The sequence below is a fragment of the Gracilibacillus ureilyticus genome (genome assembly GCF_900111195.1).
GTDB lineage: Bacteria > Bacillota > Bacilli > Bacillales > Amphibacillaceae > Gracilibacillus > Gracilibacillus ureilyticus.
On record NZ_FOGL01000010.1, the window covers coordinates 111,986 to 123,407 of the forward strand.

The window sequence follows — 11,422 nt, forward strand, 5'->3', positions numbered from 1 at the left end:
TGATGGTTTAAAAAATTGAGACAAGAAATACTATAGCTTAATATATGAAAAATCTTCGATCGGACAAGGAAGGGATATACATGCAGCACATTCCACTAGATGAACAATCAATCCGAAAACTTACAGGTGACCGCTTTTATCAAAGAGGATATCAATATTATATAAATGGTAAAGTATACGGATTATCCTATAATCCGAACACAAACATGTGGCGTGGCTTAGTTAAAGGAGCTACAGTATATACAATCCGTATTTACTATAATGGAGGAACAGATATAGAAGCAACATGTACCTGTCCTGCATTTGCGACCCATGATACATGTAAGCATATTGCTGCAGTTCTTCTCGCTATTACTCAGGACGCACAGTCAAACAGAAGGAAATTTGCTGTTGATCAGAATACGAGTAAACCTGCAGTAAATCAGCAAACAGATTTATTTGCAAAACAATTAATGCACACATTCCGGGAACAGAAGGAACCAAATGAGGCAATTCTGACCGAATTTCAGTTAATACTGACAAAAGCTAATAAAAATACTCAATATGCACTTGCTGTTGAATTAAAAATTGGTGATAAACGACCATATGTTATACGTGATTTGCGGGGCTTCTTTAAAGCATGGATGAATGGAGAATCCTATAAAGTCAACCATACATTTACTTTCGAACCTGGAGAATATTTCTTTCATTCATCAGATCAGGAATTGTTAGAACTAATGCTGTCCTGTTATGAACAAGAAAAGCTGTTTGGCAATAGCTATACTTTAAAAATGGAGCAGCCAAGAAGCATTTATTTACCTCCAAGTGTCAGTGATCAATTTATTGAGAAATTGCAGCAAACGAATTATTTGTTCAAGCAGACTAATAAAGAGGAGTTTTCCAACATTGAATTCGGTGTGATGACAGATCAGCTGCAGTTTAAAATTGATTATTTACAATCTAATGCCTACTCATTAGAATTATCTGATTTAACTTCATATTATTTTCTGAGCAGCTACCGGTATTTAATTAAAAATGATCATATATACAAAGTGAATTATCAGCAAAAATTAGTGTTGGATAAATTATTTCGAATTCTTCCGCTTCATGATAAGAAGAAACAGCAAATATCGCCATCAGAAATGGAGGTATTTGTACGCAATGTAATGCCGCAATTTGAACAGATCGGCCGCCTGGAAATGACGGAAAGAATGGAAGAACAACTAAATACTGCCCCACTGGAAGCTAAGATATGGATCGATGACCAGCAAGGTGCTCTAAAAGTTGAGATTGGGTTTCAGTATGGACAAACAACGATATACCCGTTAAAGAACGAACAGCAATCAAATGATATTGTAAAAAGGGAAACCATTAAGGAACAGCAGGTGCTCCGCCTTTTACACGAAAGTGGATTTATGGAAATAAACCAGGCGATGTTTTTATTTAACGAAGACTCCATCTATCACTTTCTTCACGATAATTTATATCAGTTAGAGGAAATAGCATCTGTCTTTCTAACACACGAAGTAAGAAATATGATGCTAACGGAAAATTATGCTCTACAAACTTCAGTAGATTACCGGCCATCTGAAGGCATGCTGGATATCTCATTTGATATTGAGGGAATTACAAATGAGAATATCTCCCAGCTGCTTCAGGCATTAGTTGAGAAAAAACGTTACTACCGCATTCCGGATGGAGCACTAATCCGGCTTGATTCAGAAGAATTTGATGCATTTCACAAAATGAACCAGAATTTTTCTTTGTCTAAGGCCGAGATGCAGGAAGGAAAAATCAGCATACCTGCCGCTAGGAGCTTTCAGGTGGAAGAAATGTTTGAGAAAAGCAAGCATCAATTCAGCAAAAACTTCCGAGATATGCTTGAGCAATTAAAAAACCCGGCAACATTGGAATTTGATTTACCCGACTCTTTACAAGCAGAGATGCGTGACTATCAAATAACCGGGTTTCAATGGCTAAAAACATTATCTTATTATCATCTTGGCGGAATACTGGCAGATGATATGGGACTCGGTAAAACATTACAGACAATCAGTTATCTCCTTTCAGAGGTAGAGGAAAGACAGGACCATTATCAGGCACTGGTCGTTGCACCGGCATCACTACTGTATAATTGGAAAAAAGAAATTGAGAAATTTGCACCAGGTCTGACAAGTGCGGTTATCGCAGGATCAAAAGAACAGCGAAAAACAACGGTAAGCAATGCGGAAAACATTAATATACTGATCACATCCTATCCTACTTTAAGACAGGATGTTGATTTATATGAAGGAAAAGTGCTGGATTGTATTATATTGGATGAAGCACAGGCGATAAAGAATCATTTAACATTAACCGCCAAAGCGATTCGCGGTCTTGTTGGAAAACAATTTTTCGCCTTGAGCGGTACACCAATCGAAAACTCACTTGATGAATTATGGTCTATTTTTTATACAATCTCTCCAGGACTTTACGGCAATAAAAAGGCATTCAATCAATTGGATCCTCAGTATATTGCCAAAATAACACGTCCATTTATCTTGCGCAGGGTGAAAAAAGATGTACTGGAAGAACTGCCGGATAAGATAGAATCTGTTCAGTATTCAGAATTAACCCAATCTCAGAAGGAAGTTTATCTGGCATACCTTGATAGAATTCAGCAGAATCTGGACCAGTCAATCCAGGAAGGCCGATTTGAAAAGGGTAAATTAGAAATACTGGCAGGAATAACAAGACTGCGTCAAATTTGCTGTCATCCAAGTCTATTTCTCGAAAATTACCAAGGTAATTCAGGGAAATTACAGCAATTCACTGAACTTATTGAGGATCTGCATTCACAAGGTAAGCGTGCCTTAATTTTTTCTCAGTTTTCCAGTATGTTAAAAATAATTGCACAAACGTTAGAGCAAAATGGACATCACCCGTTCTATCTGGACGGATCTACTCCATCAGATCAGCGAATGAAAATGACTGAGGCTTTTAATGAGGGAGAGCGCGATTTCTTCCTAATTTCATTAAAAGCAGGCGGGACCGGGCTTAATTTAACCGGTGCTGATACCGTTATTCTATTTGATTTATGGTGGAACCCTGCAGTAGAGGAACAGGCTGCCGGACGTGCCCACAGAATTGGTCAGAAGAACGTTGTTCAGGTTATTCGTTTTATTACAGAAGGAACTATTGAAGAGAAGATTTACCAGTTGCAGCACAAAAAGCGGGAACTTGTTGAACAAATCATTCAGCCTGGTGAAACACTGCTATCCAAATTATCGGAAGAAGACTTACGGGAACTGCTCCGATTTAATTAATTAGAAGAGAGTGGGACATAACTGTTATGTCCCACTCAAATGAAGATTTTAGCACTAAAAAAAACGTAAGTTGAGTGTGCGGCCTCCGCTTTAGAGAGCCTCATTATGCATGTGACAAAAAAACTGTTTGGTTTATCCAGTGAACAATATTTAACTTGCTGTATCATAACTTGCGTAAACTGAACATACGTAAAAATAAAAAAATGTAGAACGTCATTAAAACGTAAGCATAAGCACACTTAATTTATTATGATTACACGATCAATGATGATAAATCTTACTTAACCTGATCTGTACTCCAGTCGATTGGGTCATTATCTTTTACCAGTACCACACCTAATTCATGATGATCGTGTTCGTAAAGCGGACTCTTACTAAATCGGATTTCGCCATTCAAATCTTTTATTACTAGCTTACAGAAGGCCCGGTTCAATTGTATCGCATGATAAAACTCACGCTCATTATTGACAGTAATTTCATTTACTTTTACAATTCTTTCTCCAGGTTCTATCTTTAAGTGTTCTGCTGTAGAATTGGGTAAAATCCCCAAAACAAATATTCCATCTCCGCCCAGCTGGAACATAGGATTCTGGTTCTGATCATACAACCTGAACCAGTACTGAATCACTAGTCTGCCTATTACCGCAAAAATGACACTAATTATAATAAAAACTTCGTAAAAATAACTCGCAACCGTCAAAGCAACCAGCAAACCTGCCAGAATAAATACTTTGGAAGCAATCCATTTTGCTCCATGCTTCGGGATAGAATTCCTCACCGCATGTTCATAACCGATTAAAAATGGCACAATGATCAGTCCATAGGATTCACCATCAATTTGCAAGTATGGCAGCCATGGTGCAAAAGGTTCGATTAATCCAGAAGGAATCCATGCAAAAAACGGAATGACCGCTAATTTTTTTATACGGTGACGTCCCAAAAATTTCCCTCTTAAGCTTTTAGTAATTTCAGGATATGTATTCATTGGTTTTGTCCTAATTAATAGGACTCCTTCCACTATCAGCAATAGAGCAATTAATAATGGCAAATAAATAAAGTTAATTTGCTCTATTGAGCTAATCCAGCTAGCAGGCAGAAAGGAGAAGTCATATAGAGACAGTATAAAAACTGTAAGGTAACCAATCCCTAATGTATAGCTTGCTGATAAAAAAAAGAAACGCCTAAATAATGACATAATGATAATGATAATACCTAATAAAGCCAATAATGGCATTGTAAATATAAAACCTGCTGCAACTGAGATTGCAGAAATTATAATTCCTGCCAGTAAAGATATGAGCCACGTTTGTTTATATTCATCAAAATAAGGATATACCTTAATTCCGAATGACTGCCTGTCCTGCTTTATCCGGTAATATCCGCTTACAAGCAATAAGGCGATGAACAGGTATATAAACGGCTGTGTGAAAATTCTCAATACCGCATACACGGTTTCTAGTAGCCAATCCATTCATGTATTCTCCTTTCTTACAAAGCACAGGGATTTATAATCTATTATCCTTAAAAAACACAGATTTGGCTACCCCTATTTTTTTCAATCTACTAATATTATACCAATTTACATGTAGTCCACACTCCGTGGTAATGAATTATTTTAATAATATTTTTCTCAAATACGGGGAGGAAAATAAAAAAATCCCCTATTATTATATACTCCAGAGAGTCTTTAATAACAGAGGATCCCTTTATCCTTATTTAGTTAATACTTCAATTGCTTTTTCGAGCTGAAGATCATCCGCACCGTTACGTACTTTTTCCATTAACTTTGTTTGCAATACTTCGGCTGTTGACTGATCTACTTCACCAGTAACTTCAAGTTCATTATCTTTCTGAAAAGCTTCTACTGCTTTCTTCGTACCTTCATCAAAATACCCATCTAACCGTCCAGGGTTGTAATCAAGTCCTTCTAACATTAATTGAATGTCTTCAATATTTGGATCACTTTCATTATATGCAAAAGGATCATCCTTCACCTGAACAGGGTTTGCATAATAATAATCAGGCATTTCCTGTTCTACAGTCGGTTCCACGCCATCTTCATGGATCCAGTTCCCTTCAGGTGACAACCATTTAAACCGGGTAATTTTAATTGTACTTCCATCACCCATTGAAACAGTTTGCTGCACCGTTCCTTTTCCGAAAGATGTTGTCCCTACTACCTCATAATTCATCGCTTCTTTTAAGGAAACAGCAAGGATTTCAGAAGCAGAAGCACTGCCTTCATTAATTAAAGTAACAATTGGGTAATCCTTCGCCGTCTCTAAATCAGAGAAATATCTGGATTTCTTCCCTGTTGGATCTTCTATTTGCAAGTATGGTGTATCTTTTGTGACAAATAGTTTTAAGATCTCTTCAACTGCCGGAAGCAAACCGCCAGGGTTTCCTCGTACATCAATAACTAACCCGTCCATACCTTTCTCTTCAAGTTTCTCAACTTCTGCTGCAAATTCTTTTGCAGTATTCTCAGAAAATGAAGTCAATTCGATGATTCCGATCAATTTACCATCTGTTTCTTTTTCTTCCACATATACTGTCTGCAATGGAATTGAATCTCTTGTAATATCAATGGAGAGGAGATCTTCCACACCCGGTCTTCTGATCTCTATTGTTACTTCCGAGCCTTTTTCACCGCGTATTTTGTTCACTGCCTCATATAAGTCAAGTCCCTCTACACTTTCCCCGTCAACCGTTAAAATCTGGTCATTCGGCTTAAGTCCAGCTTTTTCTGCCGGCGAATCTTTGATCGGGGCTACTATGGTGACATTTCCGTTGACCATGGAGACTTCCGCCCCAATCCCTTCAAAGGATGACTCAATTTGTTCGTTAAACTGCTCCATCGTTTCCTTGTCCATATAAACGGTATACGGATCACCAAGTGACTGGAGCATCCCCTGAATAGCACCTTCAATTAACTGATTGTCATCCACTTCTTCCACATAATTTTCTTTGATAATCGTGAAGGCATTCACTACCTTGGACATTTCACCCATGTTCTCTTCCAGTACTTCCTGCTGATCTGCTAACTCCAATAATAAGTCTCTGTCTGTACTGGCTAGTCCACTGTTACTATTATTAGAGAAATTACTGAATAACTGACCTGCTGCATATGTTCCGACTGCACCTATAACGATAGCTATAAACGCTATTAATACAATATACCTTTTCTTAATATTCATTCTTCCACCCCAAACTGTTCCATCTTATAATACATCCTCTATAAAATGTATTTCCTAATATTTATATTATGAAGGTTTAAAAAAGACATCACAAGTATTTTGTGATGTCTTTTTATATTTTTTATCCGCTTGTCCAAATAACATTCATTTTTCTTGTTACAACCGTATCAATTAAGGTAAATAATTTATCGGATTTACCCCGCCATGATAACTCCAGCTGCCTTGATGTACTTCAAAGTGTAAATGACTGCCGAAAGATTCACCGGTATTTCCCATTCCTCCAATATACTGCCCTTGAGATACAGATTGTCCCAGTGATACACCGATACTGTTTAAGTGGGCATATACTGTCGTTAAATCTAGATCTACATGGTAAATATAAATTACATTACCATAACTTGGAGAATAATTTGCTCTTGTTACAACACCCGATGCTGCCGCACTTACTGGAGTTCCTGTTCCATTAGCAATATCCAGACCGTAATGATAACTGCCGCCATTAAAGGAACGCGGGCCAAAGCCTGAGCTCTGTCGGCCGGTTGTCGGCCAGATCAAGCTGCCGTTACCACCAGCAGATAAAGATCCGCCGCTGCTGGATCCCGAACTCGAGCTGCCTCCTGAAGCCTGCTGTTGCTGTTGTTGCTGCTGAATCTTCTGGTTTATTTTTTGCTGCGCTTCTTTTTTTGCTTTTTCAATAATCGCTGCTTGATTATTCAGTGTTTCCTGTTGCTCAGCTAAGGACATTTGATGAGTATGTAATTCATCCTCTTCATGTTCCAGATTAGCCATTAATTCTTGTTTCTTATTCATCTGCTGATCCAAAGTCGCTTTAATACTGTCTAATTCACTTTTTTGAGCTACTAATTGCGCTTTTTTAGCCTCTAGCTCTTTTTTGCTTGCTTCCAGTGAAGCCTGCTTTTCTTCTAACTCTTTTTTACTTTCTTCTAGTTCCTGTTTATTCTTTTCCAACTTTTCTCTGTCTGCCTGCTGTTCTTCCATAATAGTTTTATCAGAATCCATTATTTTGTTCACGGCAGTTGCTCTGTTAATAAAATCTCCAAAGCTTTGAGCACCAAGAATTACCTCAATATAATTGATATTGCCGCCACTTTCCTGAATCGAGCGGAGTCTGTTTTTCAATAATTCTTCTCTTGCATCAATCTTTTCCTGCAATGCTATAATTTCAGCCTGTAATTCTTCAATATCTTCTTTTAATTGAGTAATTTCTTCCTCAGTTTTAGTAATCTCATTTTCTGTTTCCGTAATCTCATTGTTAGTTGTTGCAATTTCGTTTTCTTTTGCTGTTAATTTATTCTGTGTTGTAGTTAATTTGCTGTCAATCTCAACGATTTCACTATTTGTCTGTGCCTGCATTTCCTGATTCTCTTCGATTTTCTCTTTTGTTTCCTGTACTTCGTTCTTTACTTCACCAGCTTCACTCTGAACCGATTGCTGGTCCTTTTCCAGTTCATTCACTTTATCTTGTAATTCATTAATAGTTTCTGCAGAAACAGAAGTACTTAAAATAGTAAATATTACAAATGTAGAAACAATTAAAAAGAAATATTTCTTCATTTATTTTCCCCTCTCTAAGACTTTCTCGTTTAAACTTTCAAGAACTTACGAACACTCATTAAACTTCCCCATACACCGATACAGACACCAATTCCAACAATAATCCCCGCAATTTGGAATGCAAACGGGTTAAATGGAAGGATTTGTACAAAGTTAAATTGCTGGATTGTCACACCGCTTCTTTCCAGGTAGTAATATCCAATCAATATGATGAGAATCGGCAGAATACTTCCCAGGATTCCAAGAATCATTCCTTCTACGAAGAACGGCCAGCGAATAAAACTGTTTGTTGCTCCTACAAGCTTCATAATTCCAATTTCCTTTTTTCTTGCCAGAATTGTAATTTTTATTGTATTGGAAATAAGGAATATCGCTGTAAATACTAAAGCAAATATTAAAACCAGCCCCACATTTCTTGCATACTGATTAAAGGTAAACAATTTATCGACATAGTCCTGCCCGAAGTTCACACTCTTAATGTTCTCCATCTGCTCAATCTGACTGGCAACATCTTCTGTATCAAGCGGATCCGTTGTCTGTACGACAAATGCATCATTTAACGGGTTGTCCTGCTCATACAATGTCCATGCTTGTCCTTGCTCTCCCATACTCTCGATTAAGTTTTCCAACTCTTCCTCTTTTGTTAAAAATTCGACAGTATCTACCTTGGGAATAGCTTTAATATCTGCTTCCAACTGATCAACATCTGTTTGTTCTGCTGTTAATTCGATTAATGCTTTGATTTGCACATCTTCTTCTAATTTATTGGCAATATGGTTTAAATTCAGTATTACGACAAGAAATACACCTACGAGAATCAGTGTTGTCGTAACTGCCCCAATGGATGCTATGGTCATCCAGCTGTTCCGCCATGTATTCCGGGCTCCTTCTTTAAAATGCCTCTTTAACGTACTAAATTTCATAACCGTACTCTCCCCTATGTTCATCACGTACAATAATTCCATCTTCCATTGCAATAACACGTTTTCTTACTGTATTAACAATCTCTTTACTATGTGTGGCCATCACTATCGTAGTTCCGCCAGAGTTAATTTCCTCGAGTATCCGCATAATTTCCCATGAAGTATCCGGATCCAGGTTCCCTGTCGGTTCATCAGCAATTAAGATGCTTGGTCTGTTAACTATTGCCCGGGCAATAGCCACACGCTGTTGTTCTCCACCCGATAGCTCGTCCGGTATAAATCTTGCCTTATTTTTTAAACCGACCTGGTCTAAAACTTTCATTACACGTTTTCTAATATTTTTTGGTGTTTCTTCGATTACTTCCAATGCAAAAGCGATATTTTCATAGACTGTCAGTTTCGGCAACAGACGGAAATCCTGATAGACTACTCCAATATTTCTCCTGAAGTAAGGTACGTCTTTCCACTTCAACTTACTGATATCCTGATCATTTACCGTGATTTTCCCTTTCATCGGGACTTCTTCACGGAACATGAGCTTGGTAAATGTCGATTTACCTGCACCACTATGTCCTACTATATATACAAATTCAGCCTGGTTGATTTTCACACTTATACCATTCAGGGCAACAACACCATTTGGATATGTCATGAATACATCCTGCATTTCTATCATATCATTCTCACCTTTTATATAAATTTAGTCATCAATTTTCTTTTAATGTTAAATTCCAACAATTTTCGTCTCACAATATCCATTATAACAAAAATAGAGCAATTTTTCGGCTAATTTTTTATTACAATTACATTTCGAACAATGGTTCTTTATAACTAGTTAATTAGAAATACTTTCGCAATGGATTATCTCCTACTATTTATCCATATAAAGATATAAAAACTGACCATAAACCATATAAAATGAATATATTTACTCAACCCATACTATACCATCATTCATTCAAATCGACAATGGGACCAGAGACTCTAATCACATCGTTATATTTAGAAAGTAATAAATTTTCACAAATTTCTGACAAGGTTTGTGTGACTTTTTCTTTAGATTGATGAATTTTGTAAAAAATATGAAATCTTTTCTTTATGCAATAATTTTACTATAAAGAACGTAACACTATATATATTGTCGTAATATACTAGAGAATAGATTATTAGCACACAGCTTAAGTTTGGAGATAAAGAAGTTTATCATTTGTGGAGAAAGAGGAAAAGGGAAGTGTTTCTTCTCGTCCTTCTGAGAAATTTAAAATCCGGCCTGATTGGAAATTTCGAGTCACTGCCGGATTTCACTTTGAATATATGAATTAATTCATAACAGACCGGAGATATGCATCAATAAATGGATCAAGTTCTCCGTCCATCACTGCCTGAGTATTGCCAGTTTCATGATCTGTTCGGTGGTCTTTTACCATGGAATATGGATGGAAGACGTAGGAACGAATCTGACTTCCCCAGCCAATCTCTTTCTGTTCACCGCGGATGTCATTCAATTGCTGTTGTTGTTTTTCAATTTCCAACTGATATAATTTTGCTTTTAACATCTTCATTGCCTGTTCACGGTTTTTGATTTGCGATCTTTCTGACTGACACGTTACCACCGTGTTTGTTGGAATGTGAGTAATACGGACAGCTGAGTCTGTCGTGTTAACATGCTGTCCACCTGCACCACTTGAACGGTACGTATCAATCTTTAAGTCTTCTGTTTTTACATCGATATCAATATCATCGTCAAGTTCTGGCATCACATCACATGATACAAAAGAAGTATGGCGTCTGCCGGAAGAATCAAACGGTGAAATCCTTACAAGACGGTGCACACCTTTTTCCGCTTTTAAATAACCATAAGCATTATGGCCTTTAATGAGCAATGTCACACTTTTGACACCAGCTTCCTCTCCTGGAAGATAGTCGAGTGTTTCCACTTTAAACCCTTTTGCTTCTGCCCATCTGGTATACATGCGCAGAAGCATACTCGCCCAGTCCTGTGATTCCGTTCCACCAGCGCCTGGGTGTAATTCAAGAATGGCATTATTTTTATCATATGGTTCACTTAGTAAAATGAACAATTCAAACTGGTTGAGTGCCTCAGTAAGTTCACCCACTTCATTTTCCAAGTCCTGCTGAAGTTCTTCATCATTTTCTTCTTTCACTAATTCATATGATACTTCGGCATTTTCCAGATTTTCTTCATTACGGTCAAATGCCTGCACTAATTCTTTCAAACCATTTGCTTCGTTTATAACTTTTTGTGCAGCTTGCTGATCATCCCAAAATGAGGGATCAGACATGATCTCGTCTAATTCAGCAATCCGGGCTCTCTTAGTTTCTAAGTCAAAGAGACCCCCTGAAGTCCGCTAATCGCTTAGCCATTTTATCAAGTTCCTGTTTAATTTCTACTAATTCCATCTTTCCACCTCGTCAGTTTTCT

General features: G+C 37.4%; 7 protein-coding genes. 1 reads left to right on the top strand and 6 read right to left on the bottom strand.

Annotated features, from left to right (window positions below):
* The first annotated feature begins 80 nt into the window (after positions 1–80).
* Positions 81–3,284 (top strand): DEAD/DEAH box helicase, encoded by a 3,204-nt coding sequence (locus BMW36_RS11140; protein WP_089741090.1) that lies wholly within the window; start codon positions 81–83, stop codon positions 3,282–3,284.
* A 277-nt stretch (positions 3,285–3,561) separates the two neighbouring features.
* Here BMW36_RS11140 and BMW36_RS11145 read toward each other — a convergent pair whose 3' ends face one another.
* From BMW36_RS11145 to prfB, 6 genes are all read right to left on the bottom strand, one after another.
* Positions 3,562–4,755 carry a PDZ domain-containing protein gene (locus BMW36_RS11145; RefSeq protein ID WP_089741092.1) on the bottom strand — a complete coding sequence of 398 codons (1,194 nt, stop codon included), beginning with the start codon at positions 4,753–4,755 and terminating at the stop codon, positions 3,562–3,564.
* Between the two features lie 241 nt (positions 4,756–4,996).
* Positions 4,997–6,481, bottom strand: coding sequence for a S41 family peptidase (locus tag BMW36_RS11150; RefSeq protein ID WP_089741094.1), 1,485 nt, complete (start codon positions 6,479–6,481; stop codon positions 4,997–4,999).
* 171 nt (positions 6,482–6,652) lie between these two features.
* A complete protein-coding gene (locus BMW36_RS11155) occupies positions 6,653–8,056 on the bottom strand; it encodes a PcsB-like coiled-coil domain-containing protein (RefSeq protein ID WP_089741096.1) in 1,404 nt (467 codons plus the stop codon).
* A 29-nt stretch (positions 8,057–8,085) separates the two neighbouring features.
* Positions 8,086–8,979, bottom strand: a complete 894-nt coding sequence (gene ftsX, locus BMW36_RS11160; protein ID WP_089741098.1) for a permease-like cell division protein FtsX — start codon at positions 8,977–8,979, stop codon at positions 8,086–8,088.
* Positions 8,969–9,655 (bottom strand): cell division ATP-binding protein FtsE, encoded by a 687-nt coding sequence (ftsE, locus tag BMW36_RS11165; protein ID WP_089741100.1) that lies wholly within the window; start codon positions 9,653–9,655, stop codon positions 8,969–8,971. Before ftsE ends, ftsX begins: the two co-directional genes overlap by 11 nt.
* Positions 9,656–10,298: 643 nt before the next feature.
* Positions 10,299–11,400, bottom strand: a protein-coding gene (gene prfB, locus BMW36_RS11170) for a peptide chain release factor 2 (RefSeq protein WP_139180311.1) whose coding sequence is annotated in 2 segments (ribosomal slippage) — positions 10,299–11,327 and positions 11,329–11,400 — 1,101 coding nt in all. Because the reading frame shifts where the segments join, the coding sequence is not laid out codon by codon here.
* Positions 11,401–11,422: the final 22 nt, after the last annotated feature.